Origin of the sequence: Sediminicola luteus (assembly GCF_040566555.1) — a bacterium.
Lineage (GTDB): Bacteria > Bacteroidota > Bacteroidia > Flavobacteriales > Flavobacteriaceae > Sediminicola.
The window spans coordinates 486,807-510,207 of sequence record NZ_JBEWYP010000001.1 but is presented as its reverse complement, the minus strand read 5'-3'; the positions used below and the strand labels follow the sequence as shown (position 1 = coordinate 510,207).

Sequence of the window (23,401 nt, the reverse complement as noted above, 5' to 3'; positions counted from 1 at the left end):
TATTGTAAGTAAATTCTTAACAACTCAAACTTTAGATTAATTTAATTACGAAATTTATTATGAAACATTTCAAATCAATCACCGTTCTATCGCTTTTTTTGATGGCCTTCGTTGCCTGTCAAAAAGACAATGATTACAATCAGGACATTAATGAGAATTCGCTGGAAACATTACCACAAGAATTATCTTTGGAAGTTACAGAGGACATCATAAGCTTATTAAAAACAAACCATTATAATGTAGGTGATGTCAAAGCAATTGATTTTATGCTGCCTGACGGTAGTACAGAAAAACGAATCCAGGTAGAAGGTGATATTACTTTTTCCAAGGCCCAATTGGAAAGCTTGAAGAAAATTGATAGAAGCTCCGATAAAAATTATCACACAGATAATCTTGTAACCCCTAGGACTTTATCCATTATTGGGTATACTGGCGGTAGCCAAGCGTTGTCTTCCAAGGAGCGTACAGCATTACAGTATGCTGTGGACAATTATAATAACTTGGGTCTGACTATTACCCTTTCCCTTACTTTTGGTACAAATTACCAAAGTAAGGATATGGTTGTTTATTACAATCCAAGCGGATCAGGTTCTGGAGGATCTGCAGGTTTTCCTAGTAACGGAAATCCAAACAAGTATATTCAAATCTACGGGTTGGATAACTATTCTACAGATGTTAATGAGCATGTAATCACGCACGAAATTGGACATTCTGTTGGTTTTAGACATACAGATTGGCAAACAAGACAGAGCTGTGGTCAAAACACCAATGAAGGTACCGCAGGTGTTGGAGCCAACCCAATCCCAGGAACTCCTGAAGGGTACGACCCAACTTCTTTAATGCTAGCCTGCTTTAGTGCAAGTGAAGATGGAGAATTCAATGCCAACGACATCATAGGCTTGAACTACCTGTATTAATATAAAAAACCATTACAACTTACTTACAATAGCTAAAAAGTGCCTTTTGGGCACTTTTTTTATGCCATATGACCAATTATTCAATGTATGTAAAACGAAAAATTATTATATTCGTTAAAAATAGCTTTCCATGAGTACAAAAGAAAAACTCTCGGAACAACTGCTTCTCGAGGAAGACACGGTCAAACAAAATGAAATTATTCTTTTTAACGATGACGTCAATACCTTTGATTATGTCATCGAAACATTGGTTCATGTTTGTGATCATACTTCTGAACAGGCCGAACAATGCTCTCTAATTGTCCATTATAATGGAAAATGTACCGTTAAGACAGGAGAGTATAGTGATCTTAAACCTCGTTGTAGCAAATTGTTGTTGGCTGGGCTTAATGCAGAGATAGTTTAAAGTAGCATTGATTCTTTCGTTGTAATAAAAGAATTTGCTTTTAAGGATTCTTTTGCCCTAACACCAACATCATTTAAAACCAAAAAATTTGAAAGTACCCCGTTTTCTTCTAATTCTATTTTTACTTTCATCTTCATTATTTTCACAAGAGTTACCACCTATACAAAATTTTTCCCCTGCCGATTATCAAGGAGGCAACCAGAATTGGATGGTTTCCCAGGCCTCCAATAAATACATCTATGTTGCCAATAATGCTGGTTTATTGGAGTATAACGGAGAAAATTGGAAATTATATGAATCTCCTAATGGTACCATTGTACGCTCTGTTAAGGTTATAGATTCTTTAATATATACAGGAACCTATATGGATTTTGGATATTGGTCTAAAGACGGGTTCGGGAATCTTCAGTACACCTCCTTAAGGGATCAACTTAAAGTATCCATGATAGAGGATGAACAGTTTTGGAATATTTTGGATTTTGGAGATTGGGTCTTGTTCCAATCCTTGGATAGGATCTATGTTTATAATACGAAGGATAAGTCATTTATAATTGTTGAGGCAAAAACAACAAGGGCCAAAATATTCAAGGTCGGCAATACGGTTTATTTTCAAAAAATAAATGAAGGTGTTTTCAAAATAGAGAATGGGAAAGCTGTTTTGGTCTCTGATGCAAAAGTATTCCAACAAAATGTACTGGTAGGAGCCTTTCCTTTGGATAAAAAAATAATTTTCCTTTCCGAACAGGGAGACTTTTATCAATTGGAAGGGCAAGAACTTTCTAAATGGAATATCGTGGCCAGTGAAGAATTAAAATCGCTTAATATTTATAGTAGTTTACAATTAAGGGATGGGAATATTTTATTGGGAACAATTTCCAATGGCATTTTACACATAGATCGCAATGGAAATATTATAAGGGTAATAAATAAGGAATATGGACTGTTCAATAATACGGTATTGTCAGTATTTGAAGATGCCGAGCAGAATGTATGGCTGGGGCTCGATAATGGTATCAGCATGATCAATTTAAATTCTCCCTTCAGTGTGTTCAATGATTACAAAGGGAGGACCGGTGATGTTTATGCTGCGGAGGTTTATCAAGGCAAACTATATATAGGCACCAATCAGGGGTTGTTTTATAAACAGGAAAACAGTCAAGAGCCTTTTAAACTTATCAAAAATACAAACGGACAGGTATGGCGTCTCAAAATCATTGATGACAACTTGTTTTGTGGTCATAATACAGGCACCTTTATTATTAAGGGCGATACCGCCATAAAAATATCAGACTACCCCGGAACTTGGGACATAAAGAGTATTAAGTCCAACCCTAACCTCCTGTTGCAAGGGAATTATTCTGGCCTAAGTATTCTGGAAAATAGAAACGGACAATGGTCTTTTAGAAATAGGATAGAAGGTTTTGATATCTCTTCCCGTTTCTTTGAATTCATAAATGATCAACAATTATTGGTCAATCATGAAGTAAAGGGAATCTCTACACTGACAATTGATGATGATTTCACAAAGATTGTACATCAAAAAAATCAGCCGCCACTTGGCTATGGTTCAAGCCTTACAACTTATAACGATAAAATTTGGTATACTTCCAACAAGGATGGGGGAATGTATTTTTTCGACCATAAGAAGGAAACCTTCCTAAAAGACACCTTAATGTCCAATCAATTCTATTCTAAGGGGGAAGAGATTTTAGGAACCCTTATTTCAGATCTAAAGACAAACAAGCTTTGGGGATTTTCCAATAGTGATTTTATTTACGTAACATCAGGGAAATTTAATGCCAAACCTCAGGCAATAAAAATACCTATTACAACTGTACTTAGAAGAAGTCTGGGAGTATCAGGTTTTGAATTTCTGACACATTTAAATGATGACAGATACCTTATTGGAGCCTCCGATGGTTATATTATTTTAAATCTGGATAAGGTGACTTCAAATTCCTATGAGGTTGCCATTAACAATATTTCCAAGGAATCGGTGACCACTACAAAAGATCAATTATTATTAAAGGACGGTAATGAACTTAACTTTAAAGAAAACAATATAAATTTTGCGTTTAGTGTGCCTCAGTTCGATAAGTATAAAGAGGTTAAATATCAATATTTGCTGGAAGGAATCTATGATAACTGGAGCCAATGGTCTAAGGGCACAACGGTTGCATTTAAGAATCTTCCGCATGGCAAGTATACGTTTAAAGTAAGGGCTTTAATAGGGAATGAACCATCCAAAAATGTAGCCAGCTATTCATTTGTCATAGCCACCCCTTGGTTTGTCTCAAATTTGGCAATTTTTATTTATATAGTATTGGCAATACTACTTTCTGTTGCTATACATAAAAGGTACAAATCCTACTATAGAAAACAACGGGAGGCTTTAATAAGGGAAAATGAGAAAAAGAATAAGCAGAAGAAATTAAAGGCCGAACGTAAAATTGTTCAGATCAAGAATGAGAAACTAAAATTGGAGATCGAAAGCAAAAACAGGGAGCTTGCAGTTTCTACAATGAGCATCATTAAAAAGAACGAGTTCTTAAATGCGATAAAAGATCAATTAAAAGAGAGTGAGAACAATGCCAAAATTAAGGCCGTAATAAAAACTATAGACCACAACATTAATAACGAAGATGATTGGAAATTCTTTGAGGATGCTTTCAATAATGCCGACAAGGATTTTCTAAAGAAGGTTAAGACAGTGCACCCAGATCTTACCTCAAATGATTTGCGTCTCTGTGCCTATCTCAGGTTAAACCTATCCTCAAAGGAAATAGCTCCATTATTGAATATTTCTGTCCGGAGTGTAGAGGTAAAAAGGTATCGTTTACGAAAGAAAATGGACCTCCCTCACGAAAATAGCTTAACTGAGTATATCCTAGGATTATAACAACCTACAACATTCTTTCCTTTTACCACAACATCACCTATACAAAACGTCATTTGCCAATGTTCTGTTAAGGTTTTTGTGATTATTTTGTTTTCCTTAACTATTAACAAAACATAGCTTTAACAGAGGATATGCTAATTTTTTAGCCATACTTTTTCATTATGTATATTTTTTGTAGTGGTAAATTATTAGAATAGAGGATTTCATTGTGATAATTTGTGAATTCAAAATACACTACAAATGAAATACACATTATTAATGCTTACCATGTTTATTTCCATGTCCAATGCCTTTGGCCAGGAATTTACAATTAGTGGTACAGTCAAGGATGCCACCATCAATGATGTCCTTCCCGGTGTTAACGTACTGGTAAAGAATCAAAGTAGGGGAACTACAACAGATTTTGATGGTAATTTTACCCTTAATAATATCAAGGTAGGGGACGTATTGTCGTTTTCTTACATTGGCTTTGTAACTAAGGAAATTACAGTTCAAAACTCCAATCCTATAGTAGTTTCTATGGTAGAGGATGTCAATACCCTAGATGAAGTTGTTGTTGTAGGGTACGGTACCTCCACTAAAAAGGAAATCACGGGTGCGGTGGCCGTTGTAGGTTCTGAAACTATAGAGGAATTAAACCCCCAACGAATTGAACAGGCGCTGCAAGGACAGGTTGCTGGGGTTCAGATAACATCTGAATCTGGGTCTCCAGGTAGTGCATCCAGTATTCGAATCAGGGGTATCTCCACTAACGGAGATAACAGACCTTTAATTCTTGTTGATGGTAACGTCATAGAGGATTTAAGTGTTATCAATCCAAGTGATATTGAAAGTATGAACATATTAAAGGATGCCACTGCTGGTATCTATGGTGTACGTGCTGCAAATGGGGTTATCTTAATAACTACCAAAACAGGCAGAAAAAATACAGCCTTAAAATTCAATTATGATGTTTACGGAGGGTATCAGGAAACCTCAAGGGAAATCCCAGTATTAAATGCTACGGAATACGCCTTGTTGGCCAATGAGGCGTTTGCCGCAGGCGGCCAAGCTGTTCCTTTTCCCAGTGTAGCCGGTTTAGGTACGGGGACTAATTGGCAAGATGAGGTTTTTCAGAAGGCACCAATCCTTAACCACAGCTTAACCATGAGCGGGGGTACCGAGAAATCCACCTATTCTGTTGGTTTTTCGCTATTGACCCAAGATGGTATTGTAGGAGGAAATAAAGCTAATTTTAAGAGGTATACAACCAGAGTGAATTTTAACCATGATTTGTTGGAAAACTTAAAGTTGACCACCAACATGATCTATACGGGTACCAATAAAAAGGGACTAAATGAAGGAGGTTTGGGGTCTGTATTGTTCAATTCATTGAACAACGCCCCTACGTTTGATGTGAGGGACGCCAGTGGATCATTTACCCTTGCGGAAGGGTTAGGGAACGAAGTCATTAATCCCTTGGCTCAAATTGAAAATACATTTAATTCTACCGTAGTAGATAAATTGAGCGGTAAAATTGGGTTAAATTATAATTTTTTGACTGACTTCACTGTAGAAACCAGTTTGCAGTTCAACTATGCCGAAGTGCAGGGAAGGAACTTTTCCCCAACAGCATTTTTTGGCTCTGGAAAGGTATTTAATAATGACGGCAGAAGTTTTCTCAATGTAAACAAGGATATTTTTAAGGACTATACCTTTGATGCTTTCTTAAACTATGACAAGAATATAGGGGATGATCACAACATAAAGGCAACTTTGGGGATGTCTGTGTTCGATACAAGAGGAATATTCTCTGGCAGTACACAAGGGTTTTTTGAAAATCCCGTGGATTTTGCCCAAGCAGATATTACGGATGCTGTTGATCTCAGAAACGATTTAATATTGAGTGGGCTCAGTGGCAGGTTTAAAGAACGGTTGCTGTCCTATTTTACTAGATTACAATATAATTATAAGGGTAAATACCTACTATCGGGAATTATTAGAAGGGACGGATCAACAAGATTTGGACCACGTAATAAATTTGGTTATTTCCCATCCGGGTCTGTTGGTTGGATCGTTTCTGATGAGGAATTTTTAAATGATAGCAAGATTATCTCTTTTATGAAATTAAGAGGGAGTTACGGTATTGTAGGTAATGATCGTATTCCAGGTAATGCTTTTAGAGGGATATTAAGTGGTGAAGCTGCTTATGTCTTAGGGAATAATTTGGTTTTTGGTAATGCCGTTGGGGTGTTGCCAAACCCATCCATACAATGGGAAGAACAGAAGACATTGGATATCGGGGTAGATCTTAAACTGTTCAATGACAATATTGATATTACGGCTGATTACTTCAGGAAAAGAACTGAAGCCCTGTTGTTGCAACCTCCAGTTTCTGGAATTCTAGGTGCATCAGCCCCAGGTTCGGCTTCTCCAGTTGTGAATGCAGGTTCTGTTGAGAACAAAGGATTCGAATTTGCCATTGGATATAGCAGTGATCGTTCCGAAGATTTTTCTTGGGGAATCAATTACAATGTAACCTTTCTGCAAAATGAAGTGCTTACTGTAAATAATGGCGTAGGATTTATACCTGGCGGAGGCTTTGGTGTTGGGCAAGACCCACCTTCCCGTATGACAAATGGGAAGCCAATTGGATACTTCTTTGGATTGGAGACCGATGGGATTTTTCAGAACCAGGCAGAAATAGACGCTCATGCGACCCAAGACAATGCTGCTCCCGGTGATATTAGATTTGTAGATACTAATGGTGATGGTGTTATAAATTCCGATGACCGTACGGATATTGGAGATCCAATACCGGATGCAACCATGGGACTTAATCTTTCATTTAATTATAAAAGCTGGGATTTTAGTGCTTACGCTTTTGCTACTATTGGCAATGAAATAGTAAGGAACTATGAGCGTGTTCAGCCTTTGGTCAACAAATCTATCTACACTTTAAACAGATGGACAGGTGAGGGCAGTACTAATACGTATCCTAGAGTTACCACAGGAGCTACTTCCAATGCATTGTTTTCAGACTTTTTTGTTGAAGATGGCTCATTCGTAAGGTTACAGAATGTCCAATTGGGCTATACTTTGCCGATTAGAACAGTAGAAAAATTGGGGTTGAACAAGCTTCGTTTTTACATCTCGGCCAATAACGTTTTTACGCTTACAGAATATAAGGGTTATGATCCAAGTGCTTCCTCAGGAGCTCCAATTGGAGCCGGTATTGACGGTGGTTTTTATCCAGTTCCAAGAACATACCTTTTAGGTGCAAATCTTAAATTTTAATAGCTATGATTATGAAATATAAAGTATTGAAATCTTCAATCGTCGCATTCCTGATAGGGGCTGTAGCTATCTCTTGTAGCGATTCTTTTGTTGATGTGGACTCTTTTAATGAGGATTCAGAAAGTTTTTTCAACTCGGAGGAAGATTACCAAAGTGCCTTGATTGGGGCTTACGATCTTTTGCAATCCACTTATCTTAATGTGATGTTAGGTGAAATAGCTTCGGATAATACCTTAGCTGGTGGAGAAAGTGCTACCGATGTGCCTGGAATACAGGAAGTGGATAATATGACCCATAATCCAGTTAATGCCCAATTACGTGATATTTGGAGTTGGATGTTTGCCGGGGTTAACCGTGCCAATTATATTCTAGAGTTTAAAGACAAGACAGATTTTGCCGGGAAAGAACAAGTTCTAGCAGAGGCTACATTCCTTAGAGCCTATTATTATTTTGAATTGGTCAAATGGTTCGGGGATGTTCCTTTGTCAGTCGACAAACGTTTGTTGTTTGGGGACCAAGATATTGTGGAACGAACACCAAAAGCTGAGGTTTATGCGCAAATAGAACTGGATCTTATTTTTGCTGCTGCAAATTTACCTTCAGTCCAAGCGGAAACCGGAAGGGCCACAAAAGGTGCGGCACAAGCTTTATTGGGGAAGGTGTATTTATTCCAAGATAAGTTTACAGAAGCCGCAACTGTTCTGGAAGAAGTAATCACCACCGGTCCTTATGATTTGGTGACCGACTACAACTCCATCTTTGAACAGGAAGGGGAGAACAACATTGAATCTGTTTTTGAAGTTCAGTATACAGATGTGGAAGGTGCCGGTTTTGGTTGTCTACAATGTAGTGAAGGTAACGTTGCCGTAGGGTTTAATGGTATCCGTAACTATACAGGTCCAGATTTCGATTCAGGGTTTAGTTTCAACGTTCCTACGCAAGAGGCTTATGATGCTTTTGAGGCTGGTGATATTAGACGGGATGTGGCTGTATTGGATATAGTTGCCTGGGCCGATCAAACTGGAGCCACTTATGTAGAAGGCTTTGAGCATACAGGTTTTTATAATAGAAAATATATCGCCAGAAAAGGTGATTTGAATACGGGGGATTCAAACTTGACGAATCCCAATAATTATAGAGCCATCCGTTTTGCAGATGTATTGTTGATGGCTGCAGAAGCCAATAATAGAAAATCTGGTGCTGATGATACTAAAGCCCAAGCCTATTTAAATAGGGTAAGGGATAGGGCGGAACTGGACCCAATTGTGGCTACTGGAGCTTCATTGACCAACGCCATTTATGATGAGCGCAGGGTAGAGTTGATGGGCGAAGGACATCGCTTCTTCGATTTGGTCAGAACTGGTAATGCAGCTCAAGCAATTCCTGGCTTTAGTGCCGGTAAAAATGAATTATTTCCAATTCCATCCATAGAGATAGAATTGGCAGGAAACCGTTGGACACAAAACCAAGGATATTAATAAAACTTAACTAAGGACAAATGAAACATATTAAGAAATTACTGGTATTATTTTTAGTCATCAATGTATTTAATTCCTGTACGGAGGAGGAAGTTTCCTATGCATTGGAAGATATTTCTGCGCCTACCAATGTAAAGGCCATATTTAATGTATCACAAGATGATACAGGAACAGTGACCATTACACCTACTGCAGAAGGTGCATCAACCTTTGAAATCTATTTTGGAGATGTAGAAAATGAAACACCAACTACGGCGAGTCCAGGTGAAATGGTGAGCCATGTATATGGGGAAGGCGAATTTAGTCTTAGAGTTGTTGCTATAGGTATGACCGGATTAAAAAGTGAACTGGTACGTATAGTAACGATTTCCTTTTCAGCTCCAACAGATTTAGATTTTACCGCGGAAATTTCCAATACGGATCCGTTTGAGGTATCAGTAACCCCAACGGCAACCAATGCAACTGTTTATGATGTATATTTTGGTGATGTGGAAAATGAAGAGCCTACAACAATTATGGATTCAGAATCTGCAGTGCATGTATATGCTGAGGTAGGTGACTATGATGTACGAGTTGTTGCAAGAGGTGCTGGTGCAGCTACCATTGAATTAACAAAAACGGTTACCATTTCTGGTGCTTCAAATGCAGTTTCTTTACCGATTACTTTTGACGATGCCACGGTAAATTATGCATTCGGAACATTTAATGGGACAAGCTTTGAAGTTGTGGACAATCCAGATCTGTCCGGCGCTAATGCAGTTGCTTCTATGGTTGGAGCAATAACTAATTCTGGAAGTCAGTGGGAAGGAGGAGCCTTTAACTTAGGAACTCCAGTTGATTTTGCTGGTGATAACAAGACCATTACTATGAAATTATGGTCCGATGTTACTGTGCCGGTATTATTGAAATTTGAAGGTGGTGTGAATGGCGAACGTCAAAATGAAGTAGTGGTAACCCATGGTGGTACCGGTTGGGAAGATCTTAGTTTTGATTTTGCCACAAATGCAATTAAGAGTTATATAGATGGCACCCAAGGTGTAGGGGAACCATTTGTTCCTACTGGTCAATATGCCACTTTGGTTATGTTTATTGATGGTCCTGGTACTACTGCTGGAACATTCTATTGGGATGATATTGCACAGGAAGCGGCAGCAGCTGCTGGAAAACCAGAAATTCCTATTGATATGGAATCTGCGTCATTGGATTATACGTGGAACGGATTTGGTTCTGTAGATTTTGGTCCAATACCTGCTGCGGTAATCAATAACCCTGATAAGTCAGGAATAAACACAAGCAATAAAGTACTTGAAATCCAAAAACAATCGGGTGCTCAAGTATGGGCAGGCGCAAGTTTGGATTTAGCAGGTCCTGTTGATTTTGCTAATGGTACTACCATTAAAATGAAAGTATGGTCTCCTCGTATAGGAACTAAAATTTTATTTAAAATGGAAGATTCCACTTCTCCCCCAGATGGGAACGGGAATCCAACTACTGTAGTGGAAGTAATAACCAGTAGTACAGTGGCCATGGCTTGGGAAGAGTTGACATTTGACTTGACCACCTTTGGGGCTTTCAGTTCTTCCAATTCTTATGATAGGGTCATCATTTTCCCCGACTTTGACAATGGTGGACAAGGCGAAGACTTTTATTTTGACGATATTATTCAAACCAATGGTTCTGGTGGAGGTTCTTCCAGTGGTAAAGTTAGCTTTCCGGTGGATTTTGAAACACCTGGAACAGGGGCTGCTGCCACATGGATTGTATTTGAAGCAGACACTGCTCCTTTGGAAATTGTTTCCAATCCAAATGCATCCGGTTTAAATACTTCCAACACGGTTGCTAAGCTTACAGCTACTCCGACCAATGCGCCTTATGCCGGTACTATAACCTCATTGGAAACACCTTTTGTTCTAAGCACCTCTAATAGCGTGGTTAAGATGATGGTTTTCAAGGACAAAATAGGCCCTGTGGGCGTAAAATTGGCCAAGGGAGAAGGAACAGTTGATGAAATTAAGGTGAATAATACCAAAATTGGTGAATGGGAAGAGTTGACCTTTGATTTTACAAGTAAAATAGGCTCACCAGAAGCAAATGGTATTGATGCACTTGTGGTTTTCCCAGATTTTGAAAACAGAACATCAACAAGTGTTACCTATTTTGATAATATTACCTTAAACGCTTCTACAGGTGGCGGTGGTGGAGGAAGCTCTAGGGCTGAGATTCCTACTCTCGATTTTGAGGGAGCTGAGAGCATGGATGGTGCATTTGATGCAGGAGCTACTGGAGCAACTGTTTCAAATCCGGTTTCAGGAGGTATAAACACTTCTGCAAATGTCTATGCATTCAATAAGGTTGCTAATTCTGCTTGGTATTCAGGTACTTTCAAGATTTATGGGCAGGATATTGAGTTGGCTACCAAGAAAACTTTTTCTTTGAAGGTTTATTCTCCAAAAGCGGGCATAAATGTTAGATTTCAATTAGAAAAAGAAGGTGTTGGTGGAAGTGGTTTTTCTGTGGACCAAACAGTTTCCACAGCAAATGAATGGGTAACTTTAACTTATGATTTTTCTTCTATAAATGCTGCCAACGCTTATGATAAGATTGTAGTATTTCTAGATTTTGATGATGTAGCTCAAGCTCCTGGAGATGGGACTATTTATTATATAGATGATATTACCCAACAATAAAACACGGTACAATGAAAGATATGATCAGTAAATACAGTGCATTGCTTTTAGTGTTCTTTGCGCTTATGGCATGCCAAGAAGATGAACCTACTCTGGATACCTTTCTGGTTCCAACCAATATACAAGTGAACATTAATATTGTTGGGGCGGACCAGGATAATCCAAATGGAGATGGTAGCGGAAAAGTAGAAGTTACGGCAACGGCCGATAATGCCATTAGTTATCAATTTGTCTATAATGGTGTTGTTACTACCTCGCCTAATGGAAAGATTACCTTTGAGTTCTCAGAAACCGGGTTGAAAACCTATAATTTTACAGTAGTAGCCGTTGGTGCTGGGGGCATTTTATCAAGCTCTTTTGCAGAGGCAGATGTTTTAGTTACCTATTCTCCGCCAGCAGATCTATTAACAATGCTTACCTCCAACAGTTCTAGAACATGGAGGATAAAAGCAGAGGTTGACGGTCATTTTGGACTTGGTCCAGTTGGGGGTTCAATACCCAACGAATTTTTCCCTGCGCCTGCAAATGATAAGGCCGCTACAGGCATGTACGATGATCGTTATACTTTTAATGTTAATGGGACATTCACCCATGATACAGGAGTAGGTGAAACAGTATTCGGACGTGTGGGATTGATCGATGAATTGGGACCACATAGTGAGACACCCAATGGAGCAGATATTGAAAATTATCCATTGGCAGATAATACTGCACAATGGTCCTTGTCAGCCCCTGGAGGTTTAGAAACCTTAAGTCTTACAGGGAAAGCATTTATGGGTTATTATGTAGGTGGTGACCATAAATATGAGTTTTTCAGCCGATCAGAAAACGAAATGTGGTTGAAGACAACCGATGGAAACAATGAGTTCGACTGGTGGTTTATACTTATAGCGGAATAATATAAAATTTCATTTGAAGAAGGGGCATCTTTGGTGCCCCTTTTAATACTGACTATTTTATTTTGTAATCGAAACTGATATATATGTTTGGCAGAAATAATATTGGAATTATGATATTGGGAACCATATTCTTGTTGCTTTTAGCTTCATGCACTGGTGGCGATTCAACTACTGAGCCAATTGTGGAAGCGTTAGTGCCCACTAATCTAAACTTGGACATTACCATCGTGGGATCCGATACAAATAATCCCAATGGTGACGGTTCAGGTCTTATCCAATGCACGGCAACAGCTACCAATGCGGTACGCTACGGCTTTAAAATTGGAAACGAAGCAGAACAGGAAAGTACGAATGGAATTTTTGACTATAAATTTACTTCAACAGGTGAGAATAGTCATGTGGTCAGTGTTTTTGCATATTCTAGTACCGGAAATATGATAAGTGCCTTTAAGACCATTACTGTTTATGTTTCGGATGAAACAGGTCTGGTTTGGGCAGATGAGTTCGATTCAGATGGGGCTGTGTTGACCAGTAACTGGTTTTCTGAAGAAGTGCCTCCTGAAAATGGAAGCTGGTACAATGGGGAACAACAGCATTATACCTCCAGGACAGATAATGCCTATGTATCCAATGGCACCTTAAAAATTGTTGCTAAAAAGGAAAACTATACCGCCTATAATTCAACTAAAAATTATACATCGGCACGACTGAATTCTAAGTTCACGTTTACATATGGGCGTATAGAAGTACGTGCGAAACTCCCAGGAGGAGGAGGAACTTGGCCTGCAATTTGGACCTTGGGATCCGATATTACCACGGTTGGTTGGCCATCTTGTGGCGAAATAGACATTATGGAACATGTAGGAAATAATGTTGGAGAGGTTTCAAGTGCCATCCATACTCCTTCAAGTTTTGGAAATACTGTAAATAAGGGAATTATAGAAATTCCGGATACGACTACCGAATTTCATGTATATGCCGTGGACTGGACAGCTGATAAAATGGATTTTTATGTGGATGACACTCTATTTTACACCTATAATCCGGCATCAAAAAATAGTGATACTTGGCCTTTTAACAAAGATCAGTTTATACTTTTAAACATAGCCATGGGAGGAACCTTAGGAGGAACTATCAATCCGAACTTTACTGAGGATACCATGGAAATAGATTATGTAAGGGTATATCAATAAGAATTTGAGTTGTTTTGTTTTTTTACTAACGGTAAGGTCTTCCATCCAAGGCCTTATCGTTTTTAAACTTTTTTTTAATCAGACGCTATATGTATTTTGCGATAGAATACTAAAACCAACCTAACAATAACCAAAATGGAAAAGCAAGTTACCGTTAAAATGAATAAATCCTATACCATCTTAATCAGCTTAATAGTTGCATTGGGTGGGTTTTTATTGGGTTTTGATAGTGCCGTTATCTCCGGTGCTGTTAAAGGAATTACCATATATTTTGAAATGACGGAATGGCAATTGGGCTTTTCTGTTGGTTGTGTGGTCTTTGGGGCAATGGCAGGAAACTTATTGGCAGGACCATTAAGTGACCGGTTTGGACGTAAGAATATGTTGATCATTGTGGCTGCATTGTTTTCTATATCAGCAACATGGTCGGCCTTGGCAACAGGATATACTGAATTCATCATTGCCAGAATCATTGGCGGTATTGGAATAGGTGGAGCTATTTTAATAGCACCTATCTATATTGCAGAAATTGCTCCTCCAAAATTAAGGGGAAGCTTGGTGTCTTTTAACCAGCTGAACATTGTTATAGGTATTTCCGTAGCCTATTTTTCCAATTATTTCTTAGTAAATATGGAAGGAGAGTCATGGAGATGGATGTTAGGGGTAGAAGCCATTCCGGCTGTAATTTACTTTTTCGCTCTCTTTACAGTTCCTAAAAGTCCAAGGTGGCTGATTCTTAAATTAAATGAGATAAAACTGGCTAGAAAAATCCTGATGAAAATCGGTGGGGAGGAATATGCGGAAACAACCCTGGCGGAAATACAACGCGGATTGGACAGAAAAGAGGAGAAAGGAAAATTGTCCGATATTTTTAAGCACAAGTATGCAACCATCATGATCATTGCCTTGGGGATTGCATTTTTTCAACAAATCACTGGGATCAATGCTGTATTCTATTATGCCCCAACAATATTTGAACAGGCTGGAGGCTCTACAGATTCGTCCTTCTTGCAAGCGATTGTTGTTGGACTAACCAATCTGGTATTCACTTTTGTGGCCATTTGGTTGATAGATAAACTGGGTAGGAAACCTTTATTACTAATCGGGACAACTTTTATGACTGTTGCCTTACTGATGGCAACCTTTGCCTTTAATAATGCAACCTATAATTTTAATGATGATACGTTAAGTAAAGTAGGGAATAAGGAAATCATGGTAGCCTTATCAGATTTAAAAGGCCAATCTTTTGATGGACAGGCAGCCTTGTTTACAGAAGTTAGCGCCAAATTGGATGATGAACTGTTTTTGGAATTTAAGCGCAATGAGATTACCAATTTCATCTCTATCAATGCCACCCTTGTATTAATTGCTATCTTGCTATATGTGGCTTCTTTTGCCATATCCCTGGGACCTGTCATGTGGACCCTGATTTCCGAAATATTCCCTAGTAAGATTAAGGGGATTGCGATTTCAGTAGTTGGCTTTTTCAACTCTTTGATAAGCTTTTCTGTTACCCAGGTTTTTCCGTGGGAGCTATCTAACTTGGGACCAACAGTTACATTTGCCATTTATGCCTTGTTATCCCTCTGTGCAGTGTTCTTCGTGTACAAGTATGTGATTGAAACCAAAGGAAGGACCTTGGAGGAAGTAGAAGAATTATTAATTAATAAATAGACTAAAAAATGAAGCAATTACTATATATACTGGGTATCTGCTTGTTTATATCTTGTAAGAACGATCCGAAAAAAACGGAATCTGAATCGACATTAGGGGATGAACCTGCAAAAGTAGAGGTCTCTAAATCTGACGATAAATTCCAATTATTGGTAAATGGAGAGCCTTTTTATATAAAAGGGGCAGGTTTGGAATTTGGCAACGTGGCGGCCTTAGCTGAACACAACGCCAATTCCTTTAGGACCTGGCGAACGGATAATGGCAAAAAATCTGCAACTGAAGTTTTGGACGAAGCCCATGAATATGGCCTTATGGTTAGTATGGGTATTGAAGTGGAGCGCGAGCGACATGGATTTGATTATGATGATGAAGATGCTGTTCAGAAACAAAAGGAACGTATTAAAAAGGAGGTATTGGAGATCAAAGATCATCCGGCCTTGCTTATTTGGGTCATAGGCAATGAGCTTAATTTAAATTATTCCAATCCTAAAGTTTGGGATGCCGTAAATGACATTTCTAAAATGATTCACGAATTGGATCCCAACCACCCAACTACCACTACCTTGGCAGGAATAGCCCAAAAGGAGATCAATTATATTAAGGAGCGTTGTGGGGATCTGGATATTTTATCTGTCCAGATGTACGGGGACTTGCCCGATGTACCCAAATTAATCAGGGAATATGGATGGAATGGGCCTTATATGGTAACAGAATGGGGAGCAACTGGTCACTGGGAGGTGCCAACCACAGATTGGGGAGCTCCGATCGAGGAAAACAGTACTTTGAAAGCTGCAAATTACCTTAAACGTTATAAAGGTGGGATTGCTGCAGATACAATACAATGTATAGGATCTTACGTATTTTTATGGGGAAACAAACAGGAACGTACCCCTACCTGGTACGGGGTTTTCCTGGAAAATGGAAAGGAAACGGAATCCGTAGGTGTGATGCATTATATCTGGAATGGAACATGGCCAGAAAATAGAACGCCTCAGATAGCGTCTTTTGTATTGGATGGAAAAACGGCTTACAATAGCGTAACGCTAGAAAAGAGTAAGGAATATATAGCACAGGTAATTATCAAGGATATTGAAAATGATCCCATTGCGTATAGATGGGAGATTTTGCCAGAAAGTGAAGAAGTAAAAGAAGGAGGCGATCATGAGGCCCGACCAGAACCTGTTACTATAGAAGGTATGGAGGAAAAAAATGGCACCTTAAAGTTTAAATCCCCAGCCCCTGGTAATTATAGGTTGTTTGTTTATGCTGATGATGGTTTTAATCACGAAGGCACAGCAAACATACCATTCAATGTCAAATAAATAACACAAGAAAATAACAATTAAAAACCTCAATTGGGTACTTAGGTATTTAATTGAGGTTATGAATTTAAATCAATTAAAATAGGTTCCATGAAGGGAAAGCAAATTTATATAGGAAAGAACCCAGCATATTTTGCTGACCATAAGGTTAGTGGTGAGTATGTAGAAATTGAAAACGAGACATATTATAAGATTTCCAATAACGATGCCATGAGACCATTCTTTATGAGCATTGTTAGTGATTCCAACCATTGGATGTTTTTGTCCAGTAATGGAGGTATAACTGCAGGAAGAAAGGACTCCGATATGGCACTTTTTCCATATTATACAGATGATAAGATTACCGAGTCCGCGGAGGTAACAGGTAGTAAGACCATGTTGCAGGTACATTTAAGTGATAAGACCATATTATGGGAACCATTTTCTGAAAATCAAAAAGGAGTTTATAATACCCGTAGGAATCTCTTCAAAAATAAATTTGGGAATAAAATAGTATTTGAAGAGGTGAATTTGGATCTAGGACTCACCTTTAGATATCATTGGAATTCTAGTAATGAATTTGGCTTTGTAAGAAAAAGTACCCTTATCAATAACAATGAAGAAGAAGTGCAGTTGACCCTATTGGACGGGATTCAGAATATACTACCCTATGGCATATCTACAGCATTACAAAATAACCGTAGCAATTTGGTGGATGCCTATAAGAAAAATGAACTTGAGGCAAAAATGGGACTGGGGATCTATGCCCTTAGTGCCATAATCGTGGATAAATCAGAGCCCAGTGAAGCTTTAAAGGCTACCATCGCTTGGTCCTTAGGGTTGGAGGACTGTTCCTATCTGATATCATCACTGCAGACCGATAAATTTCGGAAAGGCCTACCCATAGAACAAGAAGTGGAAGTAAAGGCCGAAAAATCAGCTTATTTTATACATGCCAATTTAAAATTGGACGCAAAGAAGAATAAAAGTTGGCATATTGTGGCCAACGTAAATCAAGGCCCTAGTGATGTTGCCTACATCTCCAATCTCTTGCTGACCGACAAGGACCTGCTCCAAAAGATCCAAGCCGATATTGACCTAGGCACAAGAAATCTAAAAGAATTGACAGCCGCGGCAGACGGATTTCAAGCTTCTGCAGATGAGCTTAAAACAACACGTCATTTTGCTAATGTGATGTTCAACATCATGAGAGGTGGAATTTTTGATAATAATTATCAGATCGAAGCCCAAGATTTTAAAACCTACCTGTCCAATGCCAATAAGGATGTTTATAAAGGACATAAAGAAATCTTGAATCAACTTCCAGAGGTGTTCTCTTTGTCCCATTTGAAGGCGCTGACAAATAAAAATAATGATGCTGATTTTAAGCGATTATGTATGGAGTACATGCCCTTGAAATTTAGCAGAAGACATGGAGATCCGAGTAGGCCATGGAACAAGTTTTCTATTAACACTAGAAATGAAGATGGTTCCAAGGTGTTGGATTACGAAGGAAACTGGAGAGATATATTTCAAAACTGGGAGGCCTTGGCACATTCGTACCCAGAGTTTATGGAAAGTATGATCTTCAAATTCCTCAATGCCTCTACCTTTGATGGCTATAATCCTTACCGGGTTACAAAAGGCGGATTTGATTGGGAGGTTATAGAACCAGAGGATCCTTTTTCGTTCATCGGTTATTGGGGGGATCACCAGATAGTATATCTATTAAAATTCCTAGAGTTTATAGAGGATTTCTATCCCAATAAATTGGCGGGCTATTTCAACGAAGATGTTTTTGTTTATGCCAATGTCCCCTATAAAATTAAAGGATATTCCGACATCCTAAAAAACCCAAAGGACACTATAGTTTTTGATGATAAACTAGATCATGTACTTCACGAAAGGAAGAAGATGTTAGGTGCAGACGGACTCTTGTTGCTCAATCAAAATAAGGCAATCTGTAAGGTTAATTTCATAGAAAAACTATTGGCCACCACTTTGGCCAAATGTTCCAATTTCATCCCAGAAGGAGGGATATGGTTAAATACACAAAGACCGGAATGGAATGATGCCAATAATGCATTAGTTGGGAATGGTGTATCTATGGTGACCCTTTTCTATCTGAGAAGATTTCTGAAATTTTTTAAGGGACTTACCGAAAAAACAAACTTCACCGAAGTTGCCATTTCTGAGGAACTTACTACATTCTTTAAAGAAATCAACACTACCTTAATAGGATCCCAACAATTGTTGGAAGGAAAGATTTCGGACACGGATAGAAAGTTAATTGTAGATGGATTGGGAAAGGCAGGAGGTAAATACAGGACCACTATTTATCAAAATGGTTTTTCTGGCACAAAGAAACCCCTTGGTAAATCCGAACTCCTTGAGTTTATTGATGTAATGATCAATTATTTGGACCATACTATAAAGGCCAATAAGCGAAAAGACAAGCTGTACCACTCCTATAATTTGATGAGTGTTGAAAATGAAAAGGAGATTTCTGTATCCTATTTAACTGAAATGTTGGAGGGGCAGGTAGCTGTCCTGGCTTCTGATTGTATTTCCTCCGAGGAAGCATTACAAGTCCTGGATGCCTTAATAAACAGTAAATTGTATAGAAAGGACCAATCCAGTTATATTTTATATCCCAATAAGGATCTTTCCAGATTTATAGCTAAAAATAAGATCCCCGCCGATAGGATTAAGAAATCGGAATTGGCACTTCAATTGATGAAGGATGGGAATGCCAAAATAGTGGAGCAGGATATAAATGGATCCTATCATTTTAATGGCTCTTTTAACAATGCCAATAGCTTAAAAGCGGCCTTGGAAAAACTACCAGAACAATACCAAGAGCTGGTAGCGAAGGATAGTAAGTTACTAATGGACATCTTTGAAGAGATCTTCGATCATAAATCCTTTACCGGTAGATCAGGTACATTTTTTGGCTATGAAGGTTTGGGCTCCATTTACTGGCATATGGTCTCCAAATTATTATTGGCAGCCCAGGAATGCTGTCTAAAGGCAATAGAAAATAATGAAAAGAGCGATGTAGTGGAAAGGTTGAAAGATCACTACTATGAGATAAGTGAAGGGATCGGAGTCCATAAATCCCCTCAATTATACGGTGCTTTTCCTACAGACCCTTATTCACATACTCCTGCAGGTAAGGGAGCGCAACAACCGGGTATGACTGGTCAAGTGAAAGAGGATATTCTTAGCAGGTTTGGGGAATTGGGGATAGGCGTACAAGCAGGTAAATTGTCCTTCAATCCAAAGCTGTTGAAAAAGGAGGAGTTTTTTAGGCAAGATGCCACCTTACATTATTTTGATATCGATAAAAATGAAAAACAACTTCCACTAACAGGAAACTCCTTCGGATTTACCTATTGTCAGATCCCTGTCGTTTATCAACTTAATGGGAAACTAGGAATGGAAGTCGTTTTTAAAGAGGGAACCTCGACCAAGTTTGAGGATTCCCAATTGGATGAATCATTAAGTAAGCAAATTTTTGAAAGGCAGGATACTATAAAATTGATCAAAGTGGGAATTAACGGTCTTTAAAAGTAATAGGGATATGGAGTAGCTATGGGGCATTGCATTAACTAAAAATGTAATGAAGTTTAGGGTATTATATAATTCATAAGGCATTTAAGTGATGAAACACATTGAACTAAAGTCAATAAATAAAAGTCGGTCCTTTATGCTTCTTTTCGCATTAATGATTGTTCTTTTATTTGCCCAAAGTTACAAGCCTGAATCAAAGGAAATTTCTGCCCAGGAAATTTTAGGCAATCCCATGTACCCAGCATTTTCCTATGGTGGGTATAGAGGAAAAACCCGGGATGAGGTTCCTACTGTCAAAGACCTAGAGGAGGATATGAAAATATTGGCCGCTATGGGGGTGAAATTATTACGTACATATAACACCCAGCAATATGCTCATACTGCCAACCTTATAAAAGCAATTCGCAATTTAAAGGATGATGACCCAAATTTTGAAATGTATCTCATGTTGGGCACGTGGATTGAGTGTGAAGGTGCTTGGACGTCTAATGCGGACCACACCAAAGGGAACTCCGAAAACAATACTGCTGAGATTGAGACAGCCATTACCATGGCCAAGGAAAATCCGGATATTGTTAAGATGATTGCCGTAGGAAACGAGGCGATGGTTAAATGGGCCGTAAACTATTTTGTAACCCCTAATGTTATCTTGGATTGGGTAACATATCTTCAGGAATTAAAAAAGCAGGGCGAACTACCGAGTGATTTGTGGATTACCAGCTCCGACAATTATGAGTCATGGGGCGGCGGCGCTGAAACTTATAGGACCGATGATTTAGCGGCTTTGATAGGTGCGGTAGATTTTGTTTCCTTACATACATATCCGTTTCATGATTCCCATTACAATCCTTCCTTTTGGGCAGTTCCCGAAGAGCAGGAAGATCTTTTGGATCTGGAAAAAATAGAAATGGCAATGATCCGCGCTAAAAACTATGCCAAATCCCAATACAAAGGAGCTCTTGACTATATGACAAGTTTAGGAATGAATAAGCCTATCCACATAGGTGAAACGGGTTGGTCTACAATTGCAAGTACTTCATACGGCCCCACAGGCTCGCATGCTGCGGATGAGTATAAAGGGAAACTGTATTATGAAGCAATGAGAGAATGGACAGATAGTGCGGGGATGACCTGCTTTTATTTTGAAGTTTTTGATGAACAGTGGAAAGATGCTGGGGATCCTAATGGCTCTGAAAATCATTTTGGGTTGATCAATCTTCAAGGACAGGCCAAATATGCGTTGTGGGACATGGTGGACGAAGGAACCTTTAAAGGGTTAACAAGAAATGGGCAATCCATTACAAAGACATACGATGGGAATGAAGACCTGTTAATATCACAGATATTACCACCAAAGTCACTTTCTGAAATAGGATTACAGCAAACATCCAATATCAATCAAAATCGGAACGCTGGGGACTTGGTCACCGAAACTAACTATTTGGTTCTAAAAGATCCAAAAATGGTAAAAAGAAACATGAATTTTACTTATCCCAGTGCACCTTTAAAATTGAATGTATGGGAAGGTACCTGTGAAATGTTTCTGTCACCAGAGGGTGAACTGACAATAACAACGGGAACCGGAGCTTGGTGGGGTGGTGCCCTGGAAATACAATCAAAAGGGGAGAATCTATCCAATTATCACAAGGGACAACTTTTCTTTGATATTAAAGGAGATACCGAATCAACTTTTCAAATTGGATTTCAAACAGGTATATATTCCGATGGCAATCAAGTGAATAATGGAATAACTTTTGGTCCCAAGAGTAAATATTCACTAAGTGAAAATTGGAAAACCTTTTCCATTCCAATTTCACGCTTGAATAAAAATGGAAACCTATCCGATGTTACCGCTTTACTCTATTTCCTAGGAGAGAATAATTTTGACGGAAAAACGATAAGTCTTAAGAATATTTACTTTACCAAAGGGTAATCAATAAGGATCATAATTACGATCCTTATTGATGTGTTTATTAGAAAGGGGAGTGCGTATTAAGTAACCTTATTGTCGCATACCCTTAAAGGTTTAATGAGGTAATTTATCTCTTAAAACACCATAAGCAAAGGTGCCCAATAGGGCTGCTCCGATAACTATCAGCATAGTAAACACACCTGTTCCCAAAAGAATGTACATGGGGCCTGGACAGGCTCCCGCCAATCCCCAGCCTAAACCAAATATGGTTCCTCCTAAAATATAACGTGCAATACTTTTGTTTTTTGGAGGTAGAAATATCTCTTTTCCTTCAGTACTGTGGACCTTGAATTTTTTAATAAGCCAAACCCCGATTACTCCTAAGAACACTGCAGATCCAATAATGCCATACATGTGAAAGGATTGAAACTTGAACATTTCAAAAATTCGATACCATGAAACAGCCTCGGATTTAACCAAGACAATACCGAAAAATATACCGACTAATAAAAACTTTAGAAACTTCATACTTAAAATATAAGAGGTAAGATAAAATGGGTCATGATTAGACCACCAATAAAAAATCCGATCACTGCTATTAAGGAAGGCAATTGAAGATTGCTCAGCCCTGTAATGGCATGACCAGAGGTGCATCCTCCCGCATAACGTGTGCCGAAACCTACAAGAAAACCTCCAACGATCAAGATGGACAATCCCTTTATGCTCAACACGTTGTCCCAACCATAAATTTCAGCTGGCAGTAGATTTTCCCCTATGTTGGTGAAGCCAAATTTCCCTAAATCGGTTATGGTTTCCGCACTTAATGCGATGACCGAATTGTCTGAAAGGAATTGGGTGGCAACAAAACCCCCAATAATGGCTCCAAGTACCACTGTGAGGTTCCATCGTTGGGCCTTCCAATCGAACCTGAAGAATTCCGAATATTTTCCTGCCCCTCCAATGGTGCATAATGTCCTTAGGTTGGACGACATGCCAAACGTTCTGCCAAAATAGATCAGCAATAACATGACCAGGGCTATTAACGGCCCGGAAACATACCAAGGCCAAGGTTGTAAAATAAATTCCATAGCTAAAATAATTTGTGCAAATATAAGTGGAAATTCAGAAGCACTATGTAATAATGGTTACACAAGGATAATATTCCTATTGGCCATGTTTATGTAAA

At 38.7% G+C, this 23,401-nt stretch carries 14 protein-coding genes; 12 read left to right on the top strand and 2 right to left on the bottom strand.

Annotated elements, in window-relative coordinates:
* The first annotated feature begins 59 nt into the window (after positions 1 to 59).
* From ABXZ32_RS02210 to ABXZ32_RS02155, 12 genes are all read left to right on the top strand, one after another.
* Positions 60 to 917: a M57 family metalloprotease gene (locus ABXZ32_RS02210; RefSeq protein ID WP_354617050.1), complete on the top strand. Its 858-nt coding sequence runs from the start codon at positions 60 to 62 to the stop codon at positions 915 to 917.
* Between the two features lie 130 nt (positions 918 to 1,047).
* Positions 1,048 to 1,323: an ATP-dependent Clp protease adaptor ClpS gene (locus tag ABXZ32_RS02205; RefSeq protein ID WP_354617049.1), complete on the top strand. Its 276-nt coding sequence runs from the start codon at positions 1,048 to 1,050 to the stop codon at positions 1,321 to 1,323.
* Between the two features lie 88 nt (positions 1,324 to 1,411).
* Positions 1,412 to 4,222, top strand: a complete 2,811-nt coding sequence (locus ABXZ32_RS02200) for a helix-turn-helix and ligand-binding sensor domain-containing protein (RefSeq protein ID WP_354617048.1) — start codon at positions 1,412 to 1,414, stop codon at positions 4,220 to 4,222.
* Positions 4,223 to 4,462: 240 nt separating this feature from the next.
* Positions 4,463 to 7,498: a SusC/RagA family TonB-linked outer membrane protein gene (locus tag ABXZ32_RS02195; RefSeq protein ID WP_354617047.1), complete on the top strand. Its 3,036-nt coding sequence runs from the start codon at positions 4,463 to 4,465 to the stop codon at positions 7,496 to 7,498.
* Between the two features lie 11 nt (positions 7,499 to 7,509).
* Positions 7,510 to 8,976 (top strand): RagB/SusD family nutrient uptake outer membrane protein, encoded by a 1,467-nt coding sequence (locus tag ABXZ32_RS02190; RefSeq protein ID WP_354617046.1) that lies wholly within the window; start codon positions 7,510 to 7,512, stop codon positions 8,974 to 8,976.
* A gap of 20 nt (positions 8,977 to 8,996) precedes the next feature.
* Positions 8,997 to 11,663, top strand: a complete 2,667-nt coding sequence (locus ABXZ32_RS02185; protein WP_354617045.1) for a hypothetical protein — start codon at positions 8,997 to 8,999, stop codon at positions 11,661 to 11,663.
* Positions 11,664 to 11,674: 11 nt separating this feature from the next.
* On the top strand, positions 11,675 to 12,562 hold the full coding sequence (locus ABXZ32_RS02180) for a glucan endo-1,3-beta-D-glucosidase (RefSeq protein WP_354617044.1): 888 nt from the start codon (positions 11,675 to 11,677) through the stop codon (positions 12,560 to 12,562).
* 83 nt (positions 12,563 to 12,645) lie between these two features.
* A complete protein-coding gene (locus ABXZ32_RS02175) occupies positions 12,646 to 13,755 on the top strand; it encodes a glycoside hydrolase family 16 protein (RefSeq protein WP_354617043.1) in 1,110 nt (369 codons plus the stop codon).
* 135 nt (positions 13,756 to 13,890) lie between these two features.
* The gene (locus ABXZ32_RS02170) at positions 13,891 to 15,429 is read left to right on the top strand and encodes a sugar porter family MFS transporter (protein WP_354617042.1); all 1,539 of its coding nucleotides are present in this window, start codon (positions 13,891 to 13,893) and stop codon (positions 15,427 to 15,429) included.
* A gap of 8 nt (positions 15,430 to 15,437) precedes the next feature.
* Positions 15,438 to 16,751: a glycoside hydrolase family 2 TIM barrel-domain containing protein gene (locus tag ABXZ32_RS02165; protein WP_354617041.1), complete on the top strand. Its 1,314-nt coding sequence runs from the start codon at positions 15,438 to 15,440 to the stop codon at positions 16,749 to 16,751.
* Positions 16,752 to 16,841: 90 nt separating this feature from the next.
* Positions 16,842 to 20,300, top strand: a complete 3,459-nt coding sequence (locus ABXZ32_RS02160; RefSeq protein WP_354617040.1) for a hypothetical protein — start codon at positions 16,842 to 16,844, stop codon at positions 20,298 to 20,300.
* Positions 20,301 to 20,439: 139 nt separating this feature from the next.
* Positions 20,440 to 22,236 (top strand): glycoside hydrolase family 17 protein, encoded by a 1,797-nt coding sequence (locus tag ABXZ32_RS02155; RefSeq protein ID WP_354617039.1) that lies wholly within the window; start codon positions 20,440 to 20,442, stop codon positions 22,234 to 22,236.
* A gap of 93 nt (positions 22,237 to 22,329) precedes the next feature.
* Here ABXZ32_RS02155 and ABXZ32_RS02150 read toward each other — a convergent pair whose 3' ends face one another.
* Both ABXZ32_RS02150 and ABXZ32_RS02145 read right to left on the bottom strand, forming a co-directional pair.
* Positions 22,330 to 22,743, bottom strand: coding sequence for a DUF6691 family protein (locus ABXZ32_RS02150; protein ID WP_354617038.1), 414 nt, complete (start codon positions 22,741 to 22,743; stop codon positions 22,330 to 22,332).
* Positions 22,744 to 22,745: 2 nt separating this feature from the next.
* Positions 22,746 to 23,303, bottom strand: a complete 558-nt coding sequence (locus ABXZ32_RS02145) for a YeeE/YedE family protein (RefSeq protein ID WP_354617037.1) — start codon at positions 23,301 to 23,303, stop codon at positions 22,746 to 22,748.
* Positions 23,304 to 23,401: the final 98 nt, after the last annotated feature.

What these genes read in the sequence shown, in the direction of transcription:
- ABXZ32_RS02210 (WP_354617050.1), top strand. Translation starts at nt 60, where the DNA reads ATGAAACATTTCAAATCAATCACCGTTCTATCGCTTTTTTTGATGGCC.
- ABXZ32_RS02205 (WP_354617049.1), top strand. Translation starts at nt 1,048, where the DNA reads ATGAGTACAAAAGAAAAACTCTCGGAACAACTGCTTCTCGAGGAAGAC.
- ABXZ32_RS02195 (WP_354617047.1), top strand. Translation starts at nt 4,463, where the DNA reads ATGAAATACACATTATTAATGCTTACCATGTTTATTTCCATGTCCAAT.
- ABXZ32_RS02190 (WP_354617046.1), top strand. Translation starts at nt 7,510, where the DNA reads ATGAAATATAAAGTATTGAAATCTTCAATCGTCGCATTCCTGATAGGG.
- ABXZ32_RS02185 (WP_354617045.1), top strand. Translation starts at nt 8,997, where the DNA reads ATGAAACATATTAAGAAATTACTGGTATTATTTTTAGTCATCAATGTA.
- ABXZ32_RS02180 (WP_354617044.1), top strand. Translation starts at nt 11,675, where the DNA reads ATGAAAGATATGATCAGTAAATACAGTGCATTGCTTTTAGTGTTCTTT.
- ABXZ32_RS02175 (WP_354617043.1), top strand. Translation starts at nt 12,646, where the DNA reads ATGTTTGGCAGAAATAATATTGGAATTATGATATTGGGAACCATATTC.
- ABXZ32_RS02170 (WP_354617042.1), top strand. Translation starts at nt 13,891, where the DNA reads ATGGAAAAGCAAGTTACCGTTAAAATGAATAAATCCTATACCATCTTA.
- ABXZ32_RS02165 (WP_354617041.1), top strand. Translation starts at nt 15,438, where the DNA reads ATGAAGCAATTACTATATATACTGGGTATCTGCTTGTTTATATCTTGT.
- ABXZ32_RS02160 (WP_354617040.1), top strand. Translation starts at nt 16,842, where the DNA reads ATGAAGGGAAAGCAAATTTATATAGGAAAGAACCCAGCATATTTTGCT.
- ABXZ32_RS02155 (WP_354617039.1), top strand. Translation starts at nt 20,440, where the DNA reads ATGCTTCTTTTCGCATTAATGATTGTTCTTTTATTTGCCCAAAGTTAC.
- ABXZ32_RS02150 (WP_354617038.1), bottom strand. Translation starts at nt 22,743, where the DNA reads ATGAAGTTTCTAAAGTTTTTATTAGTCGGTATATTTTTCGGTATTGTC.
- ABXZ32_RS02145 (WP_354617037.1), bottom strand. Translation starts at nt 23,303, where the DNA reads ATGGAATTTATTTTACAACCTTGGCCTTGGTATGTTTCCGGGCCGTTA.